The organism is Desulfomicrobium orale DSM 12838, from assembly GCF_001553625.1.
In the GTDB taxonomy this organism is placed as follows: domain Bacteria; phylum Desulfobacterota; class Desulfovibrionia; order Desulfovibrionales; family Desulfomicrobiaceae; genus Desulfomicrobium; species Desulfomicrobium orale.
This window is the reverse complement of the sequence record NZ_CP014230.1, coordinates 887,098-908,795: the sequence shown is the minus strand read 5'-3', so window position 1 is coordinate 908,795 and position 21,698 is coordinate 887,098. Positions and strand designations below refer to the sequence as shown.

Annotated in this window: 17 protein-coding genes; 10 read left to right on the top strand and 7 right to left on the bottom strand. The window is 55.1% G+C overall.

All coding sequences use genetic code 11. The features are described 5' to 3' along the window. Positions 1–101: 101 nt before the first annotated feature. The 6 genes from sppA to AXF15_RS13965 form a co-directional block, all read right to left on the bottom strand. A complete protein-coding gene (gene sppA / locus AXF15_RS04055; protein ID WP_066603650.1) occupies positions 102–1,940 on the bottom strand; it encodes a signal peptide peptidase SppA in 1,839 nt (612 codons plus the stop codon). Beyond that, on the bottom strand, positions 1,937–4,222 hold the full coding sequence (gene hypF, locus AXF15_RS04050) for a carbamoyltransferase HypF (protein ID WP_066603649.1): 2,286 nt from the start codon (positions 4,220–4,222) through the stop codon (positions 1,937–1,939). Before hypF ends, sppA begins: the two co-directional genes overlap by 4 nt. Positions 4,223–4,306: 84 nt before the next feature. Continuing rightward, complete coding sequence (locus tag AXF15_RS04045; protein WP_066603648.1) at positions 4,307–5,215, bottom strand: DUF362 domain-containing protein; 909 nt, start codon at positions 5,213–5,215, stop codon at positions 4,307–4,309. Continuing rightward, positions 5,208–6,038: a rhodanese-like domain-containing protein gene (locus AXF15_RS04040; protein ID WP_066603647.1), complete on the bottom strand. Its 831-nt coding sequence runs from the start codon at positions 6,036–6,038 to the stop codon at positions 5,208–5,210. The genes AXF15_RS04045 and AXF15_RS04040 overlap by 8 nt, the downstream gene beginning before the upstream one ends. 183 nt (positions 6,039–6,221) lie before the next feature. Beyond that, positions 6,222–6,947 carry a 3-oxoacyl-ACP reductase FabG gene (gene fabG, locus AXF15_RS04035; protein WP_066603645.1) on the bottom strand — a complete coding sequence of 242 codons (726 nt, stop codon included), beginning with the start codon at positions 6,945–6,947 and terminating at the stop codon, positions 6,222–6,224. Positions 6,948–6,996: 49 nt separating this feature from the next. Further along, entirely contained in the window at positions 6,997–7,176 is a 180-nt protein-coding gene (locus AXF15_RS13965) for a hypothetical protein (RefSeq protein ID WP_151192280.1), read from the bottom strand. 200 nt (positions 7,177–7,376) lie between these two features. Here AXF15_RS13965 and AXF15_RS04030 point away from each other — a divergent pair, with 200 nt between their 5' ends. Beyond that, complete coding sequence (locus tag AXF15_RS04030; protein ID WP_236884826.1) at positions 7,377–8,576, top strand: IS4 family transposase; 1,200 nt, start codon at positions 7,377–7,379, stop codon at positions 8,574–8,576. Positions 8,577–8,686: 110 nt separating this feature from the next. On the opposite strand, the gene rfbA is transcribed toward AXF15_RS04030, so the two are convergent. After that, positions 8,687–9,565 carry a glucose-1-phosphate thymidylyltransferase RfbA gene (rfbA, locus tag AXF15_RS04025; protein WP_066603638.1) on the bottom strand — a complete coding sequence of 293 codons (879 nt, stop codon included), beginning with the start codon at positions 9,563–9,565 and terminating at the stop codon, positions 8,687–8,689. 167 nt (positions 9,566–9,732) lie between these two features. Between rfbA and AXF15_RS04020 the strand changes: the two genes are divergently transcribed. The 9 genes from AXF15_RS04020 (at position 9,733) to AXF15_RS03980 (ending at position 21,650) form a co-directional block, all read left to right on the top strand. After that, positions 9,733–10,497 (top strand): MogA/MoaB family molybdenum cofactor biosynthesis protein, encoded by a 765-nt coding sequence (locus AXF15_RS04020; protein ID WP_066603636.1) that lies wholly within the window; start codon positions 9,733–9,735, stop codon positions 10,495–10,497. Beyond that, positions 10,484–12,130: a two-component system sensor histidine kinase NtrB gene (locus tag AXF15_RS13395; RefSeq protein WP_151192279.1), complete on the top strand. Its 1,647-nt coding sequence runs from the start codon at positions 10,484–10,486 to the stop codon at positions 12,128–12,130. The genes AXF15_RS04020 and AXF15_RS13395 overlap by 14 nt, the downstream gene beginning before the upstream one ends. Continuing rightward, positions 12,127–15,201 (top strand): UvrD-helicase domain-containing protein, encoded by a 3,075-nt coding sequence (locus tag AXF15_RS04010; protein ID WP_066603628.1) that lies wholly within the window; start codon positions 12,127–12,129, stop codon positions 15,199–15,201. The genes AXF15_RS13395 and AXF15_RS04010 overlap by 4 nt, the downstream gene beginning before the upstream one ends. Next, on the top strand, positions 15,201–15,923 hold the full coding sequence (cbiR, locus tag AXF15_RS04005) for a cobamide remodeling phosphodiesterase CbiR (protein WP_066603627.1): 723 nt from the start codon (positions 15,201–15,203) through the stop codon (positions 15,921–15,923). The genes AXF15_RS04010 and cbiR overlap by 1 nt, the downstream gene beginning before the upstream one ends. Continuing rightward, positions 15,916–16,431 carry a bifunctional adenosylcobinamide kinase/adenosylcobinamide-phosphate guanylyltransferase gene (locus AXF15_RS04000; protein WP_066603626.1) on the top strand — a complete coding sequence of 172 codons (516 nt, stop codon included), beginning with the start codon at positions 15,916–15,918 and terminating at the stop codon, positions 16,429–16,431. Before cbiR ends, AXF15_RS04000 begins: the two co-directional genes overlap by 8 nt. A gap of 7 nt (positions 16,432–16,438) precedes the next feature. Continuing rightward, the gene (locus AXF15_RS03995) at positions 16,439–17,464 is read left to right on the top strand and encodes a DHH family phosphoesterase (RefSeq protein WP_066603620.1); all 1,026 of its coding nucleotides are present in this window, start codon (positions 16,439–16,441) and stop codon (positions 17,462–17,464) included. A 130-nt stretch (positions 17,465–17,594) separates the two neighbouring features. After that, on the top strand, positions 17,595–20,141 hold the full coding sequence (locus tag AXF15_RS03990; RefSeq protein ID WP_066608655.1) for a DNA polymerase I: 2,547 nt from the start codon (positions 17,595–17,597) through the stop codon (positions 20,139–20,141). A 44-nt stretch (positions 20,142–20,185) separates the two neighbouring features. Continuing rightward, positions 20,186–21,367 (top strand): pyridoxal-phosphate-dependent aminotransferase family protein, encoded by a 1,182-nt coding sequence (locus AXF15_RS03985; protein WP_066603618.1) that lies wholly within the window; start codon positions 20,186–20,188, stop codon positions 21,365–21,367. Further along, positions 21,360–21,650, top strand: coding sequence for a DUF1844 domain-containing protein (locus AXF15_RS03980; protein WP_066603616.1), 291 nt, complete (start codon positions 21,360–21,362; stop codon positions 21,648–21,650). Before AXF15_RS03985 ends, AXF15_RS03980 begins: the two co-directional genes overlap by 8 nt. Positions 21,651–21,698: the final 48 nt, after the last annotated feature.

Genomic DNA, 21,698 nt, shown 5'->3' with positions numbered 1-21,698 from the left:
AAAAAACCCGGACAGCTCACCGGACAGACGGGATCGAAACAGATCCCACTGTCCGGTCAACTCCGAGCACTATCACTCATGGACAGCCCGGAAAGCAGATCTTAAAAAACAGCGGCCTCGCACTCCAGACTGCGCACATAAATGTGGCTGGGGTCAGCAAACGTATCCAGAAACTTCAGTTTGTCCTGAGCCAGACCCAGCAGCCTGGAAGACGGACTTACATGCCGGAAGAGGGCCTGTTCCGAAGAAGCGAGGCTCTGCATGAGCTTCTCCCTCGGCGACAATTTCCGCCGCAGTTCCTTGACCTGCACGGAATCCAGACCGGCCAGGTCGCACGCACTGGCAATGGCATCGTCCAGATCTCCCAACTGGTCCACAAGCTTGCGGTTAAAAGCTTCCTGTCCTGTGAAAACGCGGCCCTGGGCGGATTTTTCCACTTCCTCCGGAGGAATTTTGCGGCCCTCCGAAACCCGGGTGATGAACATATCGTACCCGCTTTGCAGAATGCTCTGGATAGCCGCCCCGGCCTGAGGAGAAAGAGGCCGCAAGGGATTGCCCATATCCGCGAAAGGCGTGGTTCCAAGACCATCGGTGGTTATTCCCCACTCCTTGGCTGTGTTTTCGAAGGTGGGGATCACCGCGAAAATGCCGATGGAACCCGTCAGAGTGGTCGGTGCGGCCACAACACGGTCAGCGGCGGCGGCGATCCAGTATGCCCCGGACGCCGCCACGCTGCCCATGGAGATGACCACGGGTTTGCCCGCTTCTCTGGTGCGGATGATTTCACGGTGAATCTCCTCCGAGGCCGAAGCGCTCCCGCCCGGACTGTCCAGACGCAGAACAATCGCCGCGATGGAATCGTCTTCCCGTGCGTTTTCCAGCAAATCCCCAACAGACAGACTCCCGATCATGTCTTCAGTCTGTTCTCCGGGCACAATGGCCCCCCTGGCGCGGATAATGCCTACATATTTCTTCTCGTCGGATTCATCGGATTTCGGCGGAGAAACGCGCACATAGTCGCGGAAACTGACATAATTGAGATGATCAGGGTCTTCCCCGATTCTTCCCGCCAGCACCTCTTCCACCTGGTCGGAGGCCAGAACCTCATCGGCGAGTTTCGCGGACACGGCCAGACGGGAAGCGTCTCCGCCCTTGCCGTTCAGGTGCAGATGAATGTTCTCCGCATAGCCAGTGATATCCGCAGCAGTAAGCTCACGATTTTTTGCCACCTCATCCAGATACGTCCCCCACAGCGCGTCCAGCCACTCCTTGGTGGTCGATCTGGCCTGCTCGGACATGGATTCGCGTACCAGAGGTTCGGCAGCCGTCTTGTACTCTCCCACTCTGAACAGGTGGAATGTGACACGGGCCTTGTCCAGAAGACCTTTGAAATACGTCTGGTATGCGCCAAATCCGTTGATGAGCACGCCGCCTAATGGATTGACATAAACGCTGTCGGCATAGGAGGCCAACAGGTACTGCCCCTGGGTGAACAGCGTGGACTCGGCAATGACAGGTTTGCCGCTTTCCTTGAAAGCGCGGATGGCCTTACCGATCTCCAGCAGTTTGACCAGATCACATCCTTCCAGATCCTGAGGCGCTATATATATGCCTTCTATCCTGGAATCTTCCGCCGCGCTGCGGATGGCATCGATCATGTCCTGCACTTTGGTTTCGCTGTTCTTTTCCCGCTTACTGCCCATGCCCCGCAAAAAAGCCTCCGCCGGATCGGGGGCCGGCAGCTCTTCCACCAGAACACCCTCGGGATCGAGCACCAGAACGGAATTATGTGAGAGGCTGTCTTTTTTCTCCGAGGTAACGGCCGCAAAAACAGCCGCAATGATGAGCAGAAAAAGAAGATTGGCCAAGAGATGACGAATAGTGGTCAACAAAGACCAGAGCCATTTCAACAGAATCCAGAGGGAGGAGAAGATGTTCATGTCCGCTCCGATGAAGTTGCAAGAATAAGACTGCCATAAAACGCCTGCCCAAGGGAGACACATCCGTCTCCGGGAGGCAGCAGTTTGTGAGTGAGTACACGCAGACCATGCTCTTCAAGAACGCATGGAAGACGGCGGGCGATGGTCATATTATGCATGACGCCGCCGCTCAAGGCCACGGTTTGGCAGGAATACTCGCGGCACAGCCGGAAGGCCAGTTCATCCAGCCCGGCCACCAGACCCATATGAAAACGCCTGCTGATGACCGGGACGGGCACGCCGCTATGCCACTCGCCGTAAACTTGTGTGAAAAGTTCCAGAGTGTCCAGTTCCAGAAGGCCATCTCTTTCGATTAAAGGGCATCTGTAAACACCCTCTGCGCTTTTATCCTGCAGGGCCTCCAGACGGATGGCGGCCTGACCTTCATAGGAAATGCGCCGGCACAGACCGAGCAGAGCCGCCACAGCATCGAAAAGGCGGCCACAGCTGGAAGTCCAGGGTGCATTCAGGCCGCGTTCAAGCATCCGGACAACGACAGCATCTGCCGGAGCATACTCCTCAAGCCAGGGGATGGATTCCTGATCCGTTACTCCTAAAGCGTACAGATAGGCCCTGCCCATCCGCCACGGCTCGCGCACGGCCTCATCTCCTCCGGGCTGGCGGACCAGGGAAAAACGGCCCAGCCGCTCCTGCCTAATTCCATCCACCAGCAGAGCTTCTCCGCCCCAGATAGTGCCATCTGTCCCCAGTCCGGCTCCATCCAGAGCCAAGCCTACCGCTTTTCCCGCGAACCGGTTTTCGGCCAGGACCGAATAGATATGTGCGAAATGGTGTTGCAGGGAAAAACATGGCAATTCTGTCCGGCGGGCGTACCGCGTGCTTGGAAAATCCGGATGCAGATCATGGACCACGGCGGCCGGGGAAACCTGCAGAATATCCGTCAGGTGGGCGATGGTTTCCTCGAAAAAATCCTGGGTTTCCATATTTTCCAAATCACCGATATGCTGGGAAACAAAAGCTTGCCTGCCTTTAAGCAGGCATACGGTATTTTTGAGCAGAGCTCCCATGCCAAGAACCGGCGGGCATTCCCGGCCAAGATCCACGGGAGCCGGCGTATAACCTCTGGCCCGGCGAATGAACTGGGGGGTTTCGCCTACACAGCGCAGTACGGAATCGTCGCAGCGGACCAGAATATCCCTGTCATGCAGCAGAAAATACCCGGCCATGGAGCCGATGCGGTGCAAAGCCTCCCTATTGCCCAGACAAATGGGTTCGGAAACGGCATTGCCGGAGGTCATGACCAGAGCCGCATCCGAAGGAAGTTCCGCGAAAAGGACGTGATGCAGCGGCGTATAAGGCAGCATCACGCCAAGCCAAGCCGTATCCGGAGAAAGACCAGCTGCAAGACCGGTGTGTTCCCTGGCCCGGAGCAGCACAATGGGCCGTTCCCTGCCTGAAAGCAGAGTTTCTTCCGCCCTGGAGACGATACACAGACGCCGCACTGTTTCCAGATCAGAAAGCATGATGGCCAGGGGCTTGTCCGGTCGCTTTTTGCGCTGGCGCAAAAGTTCCACGGCATCCTGATTACGCGCGTCACAGGCCAGATGAAATCCGCCCAGACCTTTCATAGCCAGAATTTCTCCCTGGCCCAGCAGATACGCGGCCTGTTCCATCGCCAAATTATTTTCGGCTATTTTTATTCCTTTCGCATCCGTAAGCCACAGGCGCGGACCACAGACCGGACAGGCATTGGGTTGAGCGTGAAACCGGCGGTCCAGAGGATTTTCATATTCCTCCCGGCACTTCGCACACAAAGGAAAACAGGACATGGATGTAGAGGCACGGTCGTAAGGGATGGAGCGGGTGATGGTGTAGCGCGGGCCACAATTGGTGCAATTGGTGAAAGCGTAGCCGTGGCGGCGGTTTACCGGATCACACAGATCCTTAAGGCAATCAGCACACACAGCCACATCCGGACTGATCAGCACCTGATGCCCGGCTCCTCCGGTACTGGCCAGAATGCGAAACCCAGTCTCCCCTCCGCAGGGCGGCAGAATTTCCCGCTTCCACGTCACGATGCGGGCCAATGGCGGCAGATTGGCCGTAAAAATATCCTCGAATCCGGCCAGATCTTCCGTGCTGCCCTGAATTTCAACGACCACGCCGGAAGAAGTGTTGGCCACCTGGCCGGTGACTCCCGTTGCCCGCGCGGTCCTGTAAACAAAAGGCCTGAAGCCCACTCCCTGGACAGCTCCGGTAAGAACCCAGCGCCAGCGGTTCATATTCCGCTCCCGCACCAGAAGTCTGCCAAGAATGTTGTATTGCCGGAATACATGGAATGTAATTTTCTTAGCGCTCAAACACCGTCAATTCCGCCTCATGGACAGCCACAGACGTCTGAGCAGGCTTTTGACCAGCACATCGGGACGAAAAGATTCAGGCTTGAGCGTGCCGGGCAGAATAAAACCCTTCGCGTCGAAATCTTCTGGAGAAAGAAGTGGAAAACGCAGATTCTCCGGCCTGGCCCCAGAAAATTCCATCCTCAGACATTGGGCCCAGACAGGAATCTCTTCAGGCAAGACACGCAGGATCATGCCTGCCGCCGTGTCCAGAGCCGATACATCGGTACTCGCGCCAATCATGCCCAGAAAAAATTTCCGGCCGGCAATGGGACCCGTGACATGCATGGCTTCCACCCCGTCCATGATGTTCACGACTGGAGGTAAAATGCGCGGTAAATCGCAGATCAACCCTGTAAACGCATGGCCTTTGTCTCCGTGCAGGGCGTGCAGCCAGGCTTTACGCACTCCTGTCACGCAGCCGAACAGATTCTTCACCGCTCCGGTCAGACGCATCTGGGAATGAGCCTTGAGTTTGGGCAGATTGAGGATGAGGTCCGCTTCCAGAGCGTCGGCGGAAATGTACAGCCCGGGATGAGTGGTAATTCGCCGTGGCCGGGACAAAGTAATCAGCCGCACGCCCAGCTCTTTGAGGACGGGTGTGAGTTCGATTCTCGACGCAATGGCCTCCGCAGTGCCGAAGGCCGGTGAATCGCCCACAGTGACACGGGCTCCGCGATCACGCAGATGCTGCGCAGCCGCTGCAATGACTGCCGGATGGGTGCAGGACAGCTCAGCATTGCGCAAAGCCACGAAGTTGGGCTTGATCAGGATGTTAAGGTCAGCCGGGGAAGGGAGGATACGGTCCAGCAGATCGGGAAGGGATTGCGCCGCCTGAGGATAATCGGAAACCCGGCGCAGAAAAACATTAATCACGGAAAATGCGGGCTAAGGCTTTGGAAATGACCCGCACGTGAGCTTTCTCCTGTTCCGCCAGCATGAAGAAAATCTCGGCCTCGCCGGGATCTTGGCTCCGTCGGCCGAGGCCGCGGTACAGATCGTAGGTATAGTATTCGATTTCACAGGCCAGCTCCAGCAGGCGCAGCACACGGTCACGCGGATTCCGCCCCAGATGGGCGGCCCAGGCCGAAATGGGCTTCCCCCCTTCCATGATCCGTCCATCCAGGCGTTCAAACACTTCCTCGAAAGATTCCTGAACCGGCGCGGCGGAATACTTCTTCCAGTATTTAAAAAGAGTCTGGGCATGCTTTTTTTCCAGATCTCCCAGCTCCTGGATCATCTCTCCCAATTCGGATTCGGCATATTCCCTGACGAGATCGTTATAGAAAATCCAGGCACCCTTCTCCATGTTCATGGCTCTGTAAAGGGTCTGTCTGCGGGGTATGTCTCTCGGAAAAAGTTCCAGATGGGGAATATCCTTGAGCTTCTTGCCCTGCCATCCGGAAATGCCGCCAACCAGATTGTAGATGCGTCCCTGCCGGGTTCCGGTATCCTTGACCAAGGCCGCCGCCACGGCAGATCGGCCGCCGGTGCGGCAGTAAAAAATCAGATTCGTTTCCGGAGAGATTTCATGGACCCGCTCCTCAATTTCCGGCAAAGGGATGAGCTGCGCGCCGGGGATGTGCTCGGTCTGGTATTCCCACGGCTGGCGGACATCAATGACCAGGTATTTCTGTTCCCTGGTCTTGGCTCTGTATTCTTCCAATTCGTCGGGAAAAATGTCGATCACATTTCTCATGAAATCCGCCTCGCTTGCACATATTACCGTCAAATCCCCCTTTTACGGCAAAGGCGGATATAAATCCATAGGCGAGAAGCTCTGCCAAAAAGTATATGTAACTACTTTAAAAAAGAATATTTCTGAGTAGAAAAAAGCCCCCCTGTTGTCTACAGGGAACTTACAGAGTTTTCGGTATTGCTTTCACGTCAGAATGCCGCCGTTGACGGAAATCACCTGCCCCGTGATGTAGGATGCTCCGGGAGAACAGAGAAAAGACACAACATCAGCCACTTCGCGCGGCGTGCCAACACGGCCCATGGGGATACGCCCGCGAATTTCCTCCAAAGGCAGACCATCCAGCATATCCGTGTCGATAAATCCAGGAGCAACGGCATTGACCAGTACATTGCGCTTGGCCACTTCCACAGCCAGGGACCGGGTTGCCCCGATAAGCCCAGCCTTGGCCGCAGAATAATTGACCTGCCCCGGCACTCCTGTTTCCCCGGATGTAGAAGCTATATTTACAATGCGTCCCCGCCGCTTACGCAGCATAAACGGCAGAATCAGATGAGTGATATGAAAGAAGCCGTTCAAGTGCACGTCAATGACATCATTCCAGTCCTCGGACTTCATCCAGATCATCAGACCGTCACGGGTAAAACCGGCATTGTTGATCACAGCGAAGGGAGTGCGTTCCTCCAGAAGGAAAGTGAGGGCTGTGGCACAGGCATGACTGTCGGCCACATCAAAAGGAAGCAGCACGCAATCCCGGCCCATACTCAGAACACGCTCCCGGATACTCTCCGCCCGCTGATGATCGCTGCGGTAATTGAGCCAGAGATCGAAGCCGTCCTCCGCGAGACGCAGGGCAACCGACTCGCCTATGCCTTTGCTCGCGCCGGTGATCAAAGCCAAAGGGTTGTTCATATCAGACCCGCCATATGTCGCCGTTATGTCTGCAAGCCGGAGATATATATCAGCGTCTTTTCGTCTTGGCTTTTTCTTCGGCATATCCCCGCTGATAGCCATCTTCCACGGCACGGACCTTTCTTTCGATCTTAGCCTGGGCCTTTCCAGCGGTAGAGCTAACTTTGGCGCATCCGGAAGAAAAAATCAGGGTGATGAAGGCAAGCAATATCATGATTCGTATAAGCATCCACTCTCTCCTGTTTTTCGGGAGTGTCTTCAAGTAAAAGAAAAAGGTTTATTAGAGATTATTAGTCTGTATTATTTGTTATTTTTTATACTATCTATTTGAAATAATAAATTTTTATTTTTACTTTTTTTGTTTCGCAGATTCATTCGAAGTCATTGCTGTCCGGCTAAGGGATAAGAAAAGAGTCCAAAATCTCAGCGATGTGTGGTAAAAGAAATCACCACAACATCTTGCCACACAAGGAGATTCTGGACTTGAGTCACCATAATACACTATTCTCCCAGACGCTATCTCTGATTCCCAGACATGTTTTTCAGAAACTCGAAAGACGGCACAAAACCGGGCGCTCGTCGCGTCAATTCGGTTTCAAGGAGCAGTTCACGGTCATGGCCTTCATCCAGCTTGCCGCAAGACGTTCCATGCGCGATGGCCTGCGCTGCCTTGAGGCTGCGGGAAACCGCCTGTATCACTGGGGACTGAAAAACGTGGCCCGCTCGACCTTTGCTGACGCGAACAATTCTCGCCCCGTAGGCTTTTTCAAGGATCTGTTCGCCGAGATGTACGGCCTGTGCGCCGCAAAAGCCCCGAAGCACAAATTCCGTTTCAAATCCAAATTGTTCAGTCTGGACGCCACCACCATAAAGCTTTGCCTGTCGCTTTTTCCCTGGGCCTCGTTTCGGCAGGCCAAGGGCGGCGTCAAAGTACATACCTTGCTGGATCACGATGGCCATATCCCGGCTTTCGCAACCGTCACCGACGCCAAAACCCATGAAAGCCGCATAGCTCAGGCTATGGAGTTGCCCAGGGGCTCCATCGTGGTCTTTGACAAGGGCTTCATCAGCTATCCCTGGTTTCGGATCCTCGGGGCAAAGGGTGTCTTTTTTGTGACCCGGCTCAAGCGCAACGCCGTTTTCAAACTCCTGGAGCGCCGCCTCGTGAATCGCAAGACCGGCGTTACTTCCGATCACATCATTGAAGTCTCCAGCCGGGGAAAATCCTTACGCTTGCGCCGTATCGGCTATCGTGACCAGGAAACCGGGAAACACTACGAATTTTTGACCAACCATTTCCGGCTTTCGGCGAAAACCATCGCCGACATCTATAAAGACCGCTGGCAAATCGAGCTCTTCTTCAAGGAAATCAAACAAAATTTGCGCATAAAGACCTTCGTCGGCAACTCGGAAAATGCGGTTCTGATCCAGATTTACACGGCCCTGACGGTTTACCTGCTCCTCGCGTACCAGAAATTCCTCAGCCGTCTCGGACTCTCCGTACAGCAACTCTTCCAGCTCATTCAACTCAACCTGCTCGGCGAGGCCTCCTTGGATGAACTCCTGAATCCCAGACGACGAAAATTCGATAATTCATATAACTTCAAACTGTTAGATTGCATCGCTTAGCCGGACAGCAATGATTCGAAGTCATGCTTTTCATAAAAACAGGGGACAGAGAAACAGAAGGGAAAATAGCAAACATATTTTTCCGCAGGATTGTAGATAAAATCATATCTTCATGAATTTAAAGGAGATTCAGATAATTCAAGCAAGTATTTGCCGTAGTCGTTTTTGTTATATTTCAGGGCCAGGGCTTTGAGGGCATGCGAATCAATATAGCCTTTGAGGAATGCTATTTCTTCGATGCAGGCGATCTTGAAGCCTTGTCGTTCCTGGATGGCCTGAACGAAACTTCCCGCCTGCTGGAGGGATTCATGAGTTCCGGCGTCAAGCCATGCGTATCCTCGTCCAAGGAGTTCCACCCGTAGTGTTTTACGGCGCAGATACTCCTTGTTTACATCGGTGATTTCCAGTTCTCCTCTGGCCGAAGGATGAAGAGAGGAAGCGATATTCACGACATCGTTATCATAAAAATAGATGCCGGGAACAGCATATTTTGACTTGGGCCGCTGCGGTTTTTCTTCGATGCTGATCACGGTTCCGGAATGGTCGAATTCCACTACTCCGTAGCGCTCGGGATCGCGCACAGGATAGCCGAAAATGATTCCTCCTGTGGTGAGCCGGGCACAGTCTTCCAGAATTTCAGACAGCCCCACGCCATGGATGATATTGTCGCCAAGAACCAGGCAGACGCAGTCATCTTCAATGAATTCGCGGCCGATGATGAACGCCTGTGCCAGACCATCTGGAGAAGGTTGGACAAGATAGGAAAACCGGACACCCAGATTTTCTCCCGTACCGAGGAGATCCTTGAAGCGGGGAAGATCGTTTGGAGTCGAGATAATCAGAATATCGCGGATTCCCGCCAGAAGAAGAACCGAAAGGGGATAATAGATCATGGGTTTGTCATAGACGGGAAGCAGCTGTTTGCTCGTACCGATGGTCAGGGGATAGAGCCGGGTACCGGACCCGCCGGCCAGGATGATGCCTTTCATCGTTGTTTCCTTGGATAATGGGGTAAACCAAGCATCCATCATTATCCAAGACGTGGATGGGGGACAAGCCCTTATGGTGACAACACAGACTGGGTTTGGTACGTTGAAACATAAAGACTGAAGCGGATTTTACCACTATTTGAGGGGTTGTGACAAGGAAGCTTCCAATGCGCATTGTCTGGGATAAGGAAGTAAGAGCAGATCTGGTTGTTTTATCCTCTGCGGACTGGGAAGAATATGCCTGGGCGCATGGCCGGGTGACGAATTTTTCTTTTTTGCGGATCGGTGACGTCATAGCTTATGAACATTGTGTTTTGCAGCTTGTACGAAAAGAACTTTTTTGCGGAGAAGATGGATTACTCCATGCCGGCTGGAACTGCCGTGTTCTGGAAGGAAATCCTGCTCAGGAAGAGAGGGATTGCTTTCTCAAGCACAGGGGATTGTCTCTGGCCTGGATTGCTTTGAGCGATAAAGGAGCCAGAGGGGAACGCGAGGACGTAAGCGGCCCGGCCATCAGAGAGATTGTTTCCGGGGCTATGGAGATTTGCCTGAGCAGAGGGATGGTTATTCCCGACGAACCGGACATTCTCAAACATATCTTGACGGATTTTTGTCTGTTTCAAGGGTTTGATCTGGTGATCACCACGGGCGGAACAGGTGTGGGGCCTCGGGACATCACTCCTGACGTGACGTATACCCTGCTGGACAAGCGTCTGCCGGGTTTTGAACAGGCCATGATGGCGGCTGCTCTGAAAAAAACTCCTCGTGGAGCCATTTCCAGAGCTGTTGCGGGGACAATGGGTCTGTCTTTGGTCGTCAATCTTCCTGGGAGTCTGAAAGCTGTCCGGGAAAATCTGCTTTCTGTGCTTCCAGCCATCAGACATGCGATAGAAAAACTTCAGGGAGATCAAAAAGATTGTGGCATATTCTGAATTGAAATTTTCTCCTGAATTCAAGGTCTTTTTCTCAAGGGTTTCCATGATTCGCCTGGGGATCATGATTCTCCTTTTTGGATTATTTATTCTGGAGACATTCAATTTTTTCAATAGAGGAATGCAGTTTGAACTTTATAGAGATATTCAGTGTATTTCTTTTTTTGTAATTGGATTTTCTTTAGTGATATTTCATATATTTTATGTTCATAAAGTATATTATTCTATTTATTTTTTTGTATTTCAATTTATTACAGATTTATTTCTGATAACATGGTGGGTGATACTTACAGGTGGTGTTTTCAGTGGTTTTTATTTTTTGTATATAGTTCTTATATTCTTTTACGGAAGAATAGTTGGTTTTAAAGAATCTTTGTTTTCTTCATTTTTGATATGTTTTGTTATTTTTATAGTATCATGTATCCAGTTTTATTATCCATATTTATGGGGTCAGGATAGAATAAATGGTTCGAGTATAGCTTATAATTATGTTTTATTGAATCTGGCGCTTGTTCTTATTCTTGTTCTTGTTAAGATGAGCAGATATGAAGAAGGAAGGTTGACTCATAAAATTATTGAAAAAGAAAATGCACTTTATAATGCTGAGAAATTGAAACTCCGTGTTTTTGATTGGATTGAATCAGGTCTGATGGTTGTCAATATGCAGGGTAGAATTACGACTATCAATCAACGTGCGCTGGAATGGATACCGGGTGAGAGCCGTAACAGTGTTCTTGGGATGCCTTTCACTGATTTTTATCCGGAATTTGCTTCATTCTGGAATGAACGGCAGATTGTTTCCGTTTACAGGAAAATGGTATGGAGTGAAAAAAGAGATGTTGTTTTTGGTTTCAAGATGACGGAACTCCCAGAAGATCAAGGCTGTATGTTTCTTTTTTCGGATATAACCGAAGTACAGCGGTTGGAAAAACAGCTCAGAGAAATGGAAAAAATGGCTACAGTAGGGGAACTGGCCGCCGGACTCGCCCATGAGATGAAAAATCCATTGGCCGGGATCAAGGCCAGTCTTCAGCTTCTTCTTTCCGATGGCATGGATTCGGAATTCTTTGAACGCCTTTCCAATGTCATCATCAGGGATGTGGACAGGCTGGATGCACTGCTCAAGGAATTTCTGGTTTTCGCCCACCCCAGAAAGGCTTCTCCCGTGGCTCTCGATTTGCGGGAAGAAACAGCTCATATTCTTATGCCTTTGAAAATTCGTTATCCGCAGGTGCAGTTCATCGTAGAGGTTGGTGCTGAACTTTTTCCTTTTGACAAAGGACAGTTGCATCAGATTCTGATCAATATTCTGATCAACGCTTGTCAGGCTCTGGATGGAAGGGAAAATCCGAAAATTCGAATTTTTGAAATCTGGGAACAGGGAGAACGAGGGTTGGCCGTGGAGGATAATGGCCCGGGAATACCGCAGGAAATCATGGAAAAATGCTTTGTTCCGTTTATTACCTCCAAACCGGTGGGGTCGGGTCTCGGGTTGTCCATAGCCCAGCGTCTGGCTGCACAGAATAACGCCCGCATCGATCTTACCACTTCCGAAGAGGGCACACGATTTACTCTCGTTCTGGAAGATGCTCCCGCACGGAAAGACATCCCGGTTTCCTGGAAAACAGCATGAAAAATTTTATCGCCGATTTGCATGTTCATTCCAGGTTTTCGCGGGCCACAAGCAAAAATCTGACTCCCCGGAATCTGGCGGCCTGGGCCTCGGTGAAGGGAATTCAGCTTCTGGCTACGGGAGATTTTACCCATCCGGGCTGGCTTGAGATGATTTCTGATCAGCTGAAGTCCGTGGAAAACGGATTTTTCCGGCTTAAAGATCAAAGCGGCCTGGATCAGGAATTACCATGGTTTTCCGGCACTGGTGGAGCGGAGGATATCCGTTTCGTTCTGTGTACGGAAATCAGTTCCATCTACAAGAAAGGGGGAAAAGTCCGGAAGATACATAATCTGGTGTTCATGCCGGGACTGGAAGCGGTACGGAAATTCAATATTCGTCTGGGACAGGTGGGAAATCTGGCTTCGGACGGCAGGCCGATTCTGGGTCTTCCCGCCCGGGATCTGCTGGAAATGGTGCTGGAAACCGATCCTCTGGCTTTTCTTGTTCCCGCACATATCTGGACTCCATGGTTTTCTCTTTTTGGCTCCAAATCCGGATTCAACCGTCTGGAAGATTGTTTCGAGGATTTGAGCTCCGAGATATTCGCCCTGGAAACAGGGTTGTCTTCGGATCCGGAAATGAACCAGCTATGGAGCGCTCTGGACCGGTATACGCTCATTTCCAATTCCGACGCTCATTCCGGCGAGAAGCTCGGCCGGGAAGCGAATCTTCTGTCCGGAGAAATATCCTTTCCGGCCCTGCGTGCGGCATTACGCAAGGATACTGGCCCGGCCCGTTTCGAGGGCACTCTCGAATTCTACCCGGAGGAAGGCAAATACCATCTGGATGGGCATCGCAAATGCGGCATTGTTTTGGAACCGGCCGAAACAGCGCGGCTCAAGGGCATCTGCCCTGTCTGCGGCAAGGAACTGACCATCGGTGTATTGAACCGGGTCTTTGAACTGGCCGACCGCGAAACTCCCGTTCGTTCCGCCGCCCAGAAGTTTTCTTCTCTGGTTCCGTTGACTGAAGTATTGTCCGAGATTCTCGGTTCAGGGTCCGGAACCAAAAAAGTAATGGGCATGTATAACCAGCTGCTTCGGGATTTCGGCTCTGAGCTCGACATTCTGCGGCGGGCTCCTGTGGAAGACCTGAAAAAGTCATCCGCGCTTCTGGCCGAGGCCGTGGACAGGATGCGCAAGGGACAGGTGCGCAGACATTCGGGATATGACGGCGAATATGGCCGGATATCCATGTTTACGCCCAGAGAATTGCTGGAGTTCAGGCATGGCCGTACTTTTTCCCTGGGCGGTGAAGCGGAGAAGAACGAGGAAATCGGCCAGAAATGGAGAAAACCGGTTTCCACTGTTCAGGACAGGGATTTGGTCGAAGATTTTTCCCCCAACGAGATGCAGGTTTCAGCCATGGTGGCCGGGCCGGGCCCTGTTCTGGTGCTGGCCGGGCCGGGTACAGGCAAGACCCAGACTCTGATGGGACGGATCCGGCGTCTGGAAGAACGGGGAGCGGATTTTGGGCGCATGCTGGTTGTGACATTCACACGCAAGGCCGCCCGCGAACTGAAGGAACGCCTGGAAAAGACCTGCCGGAAACCTCTGCCCCGGACAGATACGCTGCATGCGTTGGCGCTGGAATACTGGACGGAAGTCCTGGGCGAGTCTCCCACTCTTCTTTCAGAGGAAAGCAGTCGCAAACTTTTCGCCGCGGCCAATCCCGGCTTGCAGGGCAAAACCTTGAAAACGGCCTGGAACGAACTTTCTTTGGCCAGGGAAAGCGGACGGCGCATCCCCAATGAATATGCTAGGCGGTATCTGGACCAGAAAACCCGCTTTCATCTTGTGGACTACACGGATCTGCTGGAGTTCTGGATGGAAAAGGTCAAATCCGGCAGCTACGGGCAGCGTTTCAACCATGTACTGGTGGACGAGGTGCAGGATCTTTCCCTGCTGCAGCTGAATCTTGTGATGGGGCTTGCGGGGGAAAGAGGAACAGGGTTTTTCGCCATCGGCGATCCCAATCAGTCCATTTACGGCTTCCGCGGGGCTGTCCGGGGCTTGGAAGAGCGGATCAGGCAGTCATGGCCTGATCTGAAGCGCATCCGGCTGAGCAGAAATTACCGTTCGGCACAGGATATTCTGGATTTGAGCTCGGCGCTTCTGCCTGAACGGCAGACTCTTGTGGCGTCGAAAAATCTCACGGCTTCCATTTCCCTTTTCGAGGCAAAAAGTGCCGAGCAGGAGGCCGACTGGATCGCCGCGAGGATACGCGATCTGCTCGGCGGAACGGGCCATTGGCAGGCGGACCGGAATGCACAGGAAACCATCGGCCCCGGAGATATTGCCGTACTGGTCCGTTTGAAGGCTCTGACCGCTCCCATTGCCAGAAAACTGCACGCCACCGGAATACCGGTCAGCGTACCGGAAGATGAGCCTTTTTTCGCGGATTCCAGAGTGGCGCTTCTTTTATCCATGGCCGGCCGGATGCTGGGCCTGCCCGACGCCGCTTCGGACGCGCCCGAGTGCCCGGAAGAGATCATAAAAAAGGGTCCCTTGGCCCTGGCCGCGCATCTTTCCGAAACCCCTCCCTTCGATGGGTTGTTCTGGAAAAATTCGGCCTTTCTCGGTCTGGTCAAAGCCTTTCAGACTTATGGCGGCTGGCAGGGAGTAATGAACATGACGCAGCTTGAAACGGAATTGTGCGCCATCCGCGCCAGAGCCCAGAAGGTGCAGATCATGACATTGCACGGCTCCAAGGGCCTGGAGTTCGATACGGTTTTTCTGCCCTGCCTGGAGGAAGGCATCGTACCCTTTGCGGGCATGGATATGCTGCTGGGCAAGCCCGCGTCGGAGATCCTTCCGGATATGGATGAAGAACGCAGACTTTTTTATGTGGGTCTGACCAGAGCCAAAACCGGAATTTTCATGAGCTACTGCTCCAGCCGGAAGTTCTACGGCAAAATCCGTACGTCTTTCCTGTCTTCCTTCGTGCGCGGACTGCCGCAGGACATGATCCGGAAAAGCGCGCTGAAACGGCATGTCCGCCGCGACGAGCGGCAGCTCTCCCTGTTCTGATGCGCTGGAAACTGGCCGCTCCATCCTGCGTGATTCCCGACCGTGTGGGCACCAATTGTCACGCTCTCGCAGGTCTGGTGGATGAAGTCGCTCTCATGCTGCTGGAAACGCGCGCCTGCCTGGACTATGACGAAGCAGACCTGCCTTCGGATCTGCCGGAACTCGGTCTTTCCTTTCATGCCCATCTGCCTCTGGATCTGCCCTGGAGCTCCGGGGCGGTGAGTGTGGCGCGGGCCTTGGCCGGTCTTGAAGAGAAAATTTCTTTTCTCCAGCCGGATGCATATGTGCTTCATCCACCCCTTCCCGGCGAATTGTCCCGGTTGCTGGAAACATATCCCGCCTCAGGTTCGTTTCTTTGTCTGGAAAATGTCCGGCATGGCGATCTGTGGGACATCTGGGATGAGATAAGGGCTCTGGATCTGGGCGTCTGCCTGGATCTGGGGCATCTCTTCAGCTACGGTCAGGAGCGGATTCTCGATTTGCCCGGATTTTTCGGCCGGGTGCGGATGCTGCACGTGTATGGGGGCGAATCCCCAAAAGGGCATGCGGGTTTGTCCGAGCTTAAGGACCCGCGTTTGCTGCGCGACATTTTTTCCCTCCTGGAAAGGGACGTGACCATGGTGGTGGAAGTTTTCGATCTGGGAGAGCTGCGCCACTCGCTGGCCCTGCTGCGCGGGTGGCTGGCCCGGTGGGGCATGCCGGTAGGAGACGGGCATGATTGATCTGGTTCTTGGCGGCAACAAATCCGGAAAATCCGACTTCGCCCTCGGACTTCTGGCCTCGTCTCCAAAACCCTGGACTTTTGTGGCCACGGGGAAGGCCAGAGATCTGGCCTTCCGGGAGCAGATTCGCATCCACCGGCAGGAGCGGGATCCGGAGATCACGGTGGTGGAGGTGGACACGGAGCTTCCGGAAACGCTGGCTTCATTGTCCGGACGGGCAGGCGGTATTCTGGTGGACAGTCTGGATTTCTGGCTTTTTTCCGTGAATTGCGCCTTTACGGATGCGGCGGCCCGTGGCGCGGCGCAGAGCAAACTGATGGCGGAACTGACGGCCTGGAAGGGCGGGCGTCTTATTCTCGTCTCCACGGAAATGGGCCTGGGGCCGCTTGCCTTTGACGGGGAAACACGGGCTTTTGTCCGCGATCTGGGCGGGCTCAACCGCGAAATTGCCAGGGTGGGAACAAGCGTGTATCTCTTGGTTGCGGGGCTGCCCCAGAAACTCAAGTGAGAGAGCCATGGCGTATTTTCGGAAGCTCGGTCCAAAACTGGAAAAACTTCTGGAGCTGTTCAGGAAACAGCAACGGTGGCTGATTCTCATCAATGCCGATCCGGATGCCCTGGCCTCGGCCCTGGCATTGAAGCGCATCCTGGCCGGACGGGTGGAACTGGCGACCATCGCCTATGTGAACGAGATTTCCCGGCCCGACAATCTGGCCATGATCCGCTATCTGCGTATCCCCATCACCCGGCTGACACCGCCGCTCATCGCGCAGTACGACCATTTCGCCCTGGTGGATTCCCAGCCGCACCATCACCCGGACTTCGCGGGCCTGCATTTTTCCGTGGTCATCGACCATCATCCCAAGGTGGCGGGCATGCCCGTGAACGCCGATTTCGTGGAAATTCTGGCGGAATACGGCTCCAACTCGACCATCATGACGGAGTATCTCTACAATCTGGGGCTCAGACCCGGAAAGCTGCTGGCCACGGCTCTTCTCTACGGCATCAAGACGGACACCCAGAGTTTCGAGCGGGAATTCCACGACAACGACATGAAAGCCTTCCGCTATTTATCGAAATTCTACAACAAGCCGCTGCTGCACAAGATCATCCGCTCGGAATTCCGTCTGGAATGGCTCAAGTATTTCACCCAGGCTTTCCGCAAAATGCGGATAGTCGGCAAAACCATCACTATTTTCATGGGGAAGGTGGATTCCTCGGACATTCTGGTCATTCTGGCCGATTTTTTCCTGCGGGTGCACGGCCTGTCTTCCACTATGATAAGCGGCATCCACGAGGACAAGCTGGTGGTGGTATTCCGGGGAGACGGGCTGCGCCGGGACATGGGCAAGTTCGCCAAGCGTCTGTTCGGGGACGTGGGTTCCGCCGGAGGGCACAAATCCATGGCCCGGGCCGAAATTCCCATAGAGAAGCTGGAAGGGTTGTCCGCCAGCCAGTTCGTATGGGACCGGCTGCATGCCGGCAGCGAAGCCGGGAAAAAGAAGGACCAGGAAAGCGGCCAGCCCGCGCTGAAAGAATAGCGGGGCATTTTCCGGCGATCCCGCTGGCGCCCGATTTTCCGGTCCGGCTTTTGAGGAAGCTGATCCGCCCGAAGCCCGGACGGAAATGAATTTCACGGAAATCAGATTCAACCGCCACGGCGGAGGCCGTATGACGCTTAAGGCGCGGCTCGGGCTGAAAGCCGGGCCTCTTTTTTTGATTGACGGACACGCCTTCATCTACCGGGGATTTTACGCCTATCCCGATTTCAAACGCGCCGACGGATTTCCGACCAGCGCCATGTTCATGGTCTTCAAGCTGGTTCTGAAGCTGTTGCGGGAAGAGCACCCCGCTTACCTCGCTTTTGTTGCCGACGGCCGGGGACCGACCTTCCGTAACAGCCTTTTTCCGGACTACAAGGCCAACAGGCCGGGCATGCCCGAGGCGCTGGCCGTCCAGATCGAACCCCTCAAGGAGGGTCTGCGTCTGCTCGGCGTTCCGGTGGTCGAGGCCGAAGAAGTGGAGGCCGACGACTGCATCGCCTCCCTGGCCGGGCGGTTCAAGGGGGAGCTTAGCGTGGTCATTGTCGGCGCGGACAAGGATCTGCGCCAGTGCCTGGATACGGATGTGATCATGTGGGATCCGTCCCAGAGCAGGGAAAAGATCATCACTCTCGATGGTTTTATGGAAGAAACAGGGCTGACACCGGATCAGTGGGCCGATTACCAGGCCATGATCGGGGATTCGGCGGACAATATTCCGGGCATCCCCAAAGTCGGCCCCAAAACGGCCATGGGACTTTTGCGCCGCTTCCCGAACCTTGATCTGTTGCGGGAGAATTTCGACAGGCTCACGGCCAGAGAGCAGACCCTGCTTGGCCCGCACATGGAGACGGTTTTCATGTACCGGGAGCTGACCGCCCTGCGTACGGACCAGTGCGCGGCAGTGCGGCTGGAAGACCTCGCCGTGAAGCCCGTCGATCAGGCTGGCGCGGCCCGTTTTCTGCGCGAATATGAATTTCGTTCGTTGTCGGCGGAACTGGAAGCCCTGGCCGGACCATCCGCCGGCTCGGCGGACCCAGCTCCCGTGGAAACGCCTCCGGCGGAATGGGCGGCACCGGCCAGGGTTGACCGTGTGGAGAATCTGGCCGGCCGGGAAGCAGCCCTTTGCGCAGTGGAGGACAGCTGGCTGCTGGGAACGGACAGGGGCGATTTCATGTTCACGGGCGGCGTGGGCGAACTGGCCCGGGCTCTGGAAGGAGCTACACTCTACGTGCCTTCCTACAAGGCTTTGCTCGAAGCCGGCGTCTTTGACACGAGCCGGTGCGCCGAAATCTTCGATATCGAGCTGGCCGCCTATCTGCTGAGCCCCGAGGAGCGCAATTATTCCCTGGAACGCATCCGCGACGGGCTGGAGGAAGAGCTTGGATTACGCCCGGGCGGCCTCGGGCAGACGGCTCTGGCCGTAGGCCGGATATTGCGGTCCAGGCTGGCGGCCTCGGAGCTGCTTTCACTCATGCGCGATCTGGAGACGCCGCTTACGGATGTGCTGGTCCGGATGCAGCGGCGCGGTGTGCGCATTTCCAGGGAACGGTTCGGGGAATTTCTGGATCAGGTGCAGGCGGAGCTGGACCGCCTGAGCGCCTCCATTCACGAGCTGGCGGGGGAAGAATTCAACATCCGCTCCAGCCAGCAGCTCGGCGACATCCTGTTTTCGAGACTCGGCCTGAGCAGCAGGCAGAAGACTCCCGGAGGCGCGCAGTCCACTTCCAGCGCGGTGCTGGAAAGTCTGGCCGGAAGACACCCCATTGTGGATCAGGTGCTGGAATTTCGGATGTACGAAAAACTGCGCTCCACCTATCTGGAACCTCTGCCCCGGCTGGCCGACGACCGGGACCGCGTGCACACCACCTTCAACCAGCTGGCCACGGCCACGGGCCGCCTTTCGAGCAGCAATCCCAACCTGCAGAACATTCCCATCCGCGGCGCTCTGGGGCCGAAGATGCGTTCCTGTTTTGTGGCCTCGCCGGGAAATCTGCTGGTGGCGGCGGACTATTCACAGATCGAGCTGCGGGTGCTGGCCCACATGTCCGGCGATCCGACCCTGCTGGCGGCCTTTGCCGAAGGAGACGACATTCACGCGCGCACGGCCAGGCTTTTGTTCGACAAGACCGAAGTCACTACCGACGAGCGGCGGCGGGCCAAAACCATCAATTTCGGGTTGCTGTACGGGATGGGACCGCAGAAACTGGGGCGGGAACTGGGCATAGGACTCAAGGAGGCCAAGGAGTTCATTGCCGTATATTTCGAAAAGCTGTCCCGCGTCCGGCGGTTTTACGAGGAGATCGAGGAGAGCGCCAAGGCCCTGGGCTATGTGACCACCCTGGCCGGACGGCGGCGCATGTTGCCGGAAATTCATTCGCGCAACGTCAATCTGGCGCAGCAGGCCCGACGCATGGCTATCAACACCGTGGTTCAGGGCTCGGCGGCGGACATCATCAAGAAAGCCATGCTGAAAGTGGACAAAAGCCCGGTTATCGATCAAGCAGGCGGAGTCCTGATTTTACAGGTACATGACGAGCTGCTGCTGGAAGCGCCGGCGGAGACTGCCCGCCAGGTGGGAGAGGCGGTGGAGGGTGTCATGTCCTCCGTCTATGCCCTGAATGCCCCTCTGGCCGTGGACTGGAGCACGGGTCCGAGCTGGAACGAGGCCCACTGAGGCACCGGTTTTCGCGTCAATTCTTTTGCAACGGGAATATGCTTATGCTCAACAAGCCGCGTCTGCTCACTCCCGGCCCCACGCCCCTGCCTGAAGAGGTGCGCCTGGCGCTGTCGCGGGACATGGTGCATCATCGCAAGCAGGATTTCGTGCGGGTGATGGAGGGCATCCAGCCCGGTCTGCAGTATCTTTTCGGCACGTCGCAGCAGGTCCTGCCTCTTTCCTGCTCCGGCACCGGCGCCATGTATGCCGCCGTATGCATGCTTTTTTCTCCGGGGGAGCGGGTGCTGGTGGTGGAAGGCGGGAAATTCGGCGAGCGGTGGCGGGAGATCGCCACAGCTCACGGGCTTGAGACCACATCCATACAGCTTGAGCCCGGCCGGGCCGTGTCGGCGGAGCAGGTGCGCACCGCGCTGGCCGCGAGGCCGGAGATCCGTGGCGTGCTGGTGCAGGCTTCGGAAACCTCCACGGGAGTCTTGCATCCCGTGCGGGAACTGGGCGAAGTAACGGCCGGAACGGATGTGCTGCTGGTGGTGGACGGCATCTCGGCCGTGGGTGTTTCGCCCTGCCCCATGGATGCCTGGAACGTGGACTGCCTGCTGACGGGCTCCCAGAAAGGGCTCATGCTGCCGCCGGGACTGGCTCTGGTCAGCCTGAGCTCCCGGGCCTGGGACAGGGCCAGAGAGGCGCATTCCGGCAATTTCTATTTCAATCTGCTGGCCGAAAAGGAAAAGAACGCGGGCAACCAGACGCTTTTCACCTCTCCGGTCAATCTGTTGCAGGGGCTGGCCGTGAGCCTCGAGATGTTCCACAGGGAAACACTGGAGGCCGTATATCGCAAGCAGTGGGCCATGACCCGCATGGTCCGGGCGGGCGTCCGCAGTCTGGGGCTGGAACTTCTGGCCAAGACGCACTTCACTTGGGGACTGACATCCATCACGCTGCCTGAGGGCGCGGACAGCGGACGTATCCTCAAAATCGCAGCCGAGTCCTGCGGAGTGATCATGTCCGGCGGGCAGGGGGCATGGAAAAAGACCATGCTCCGTTTCGGGCACATGGGTCATGTGGACTGGAGTGACGTATTGGCCGGGTTGTACGCCCTGCGCAAAGGGCTGGTGGAATCGGGTGGGCATGCCGCGTCCGGAACGTATCTTGAGGACGCCATGGAAGCCTATGAAGACGCCCTGAAAAACGGCTATGCTGAAGAGGGAGGGGACAATGAGTGAAGACGGCCAGGATGATCTGAAGTGCGTCTGTTCGGATTTGCCGCAGCTTGATTTCGGCACGTTTGTTCTGTCCATGAGCTCTTCGGCCCTGGTGCATCTGGGAGACGTGCCGGAGCCTGAAAGCGGGCGGATTGTGAAGAACATTCCGGCGGCCAAGCAGACCATCGATATTTTGTGCATGCTGGAGAGCAAAACCAGGGGCAACCTCACCGATCAGGAAAGCCGGTTGCTGCGGGATATGCTTTTTGAGCTGCGCATGAAATACGTGCAGCATACGGACTAGAACCCATTGAAATAGAAACAGCTTCAGCCTGAAATTCAGGCGGCTCGG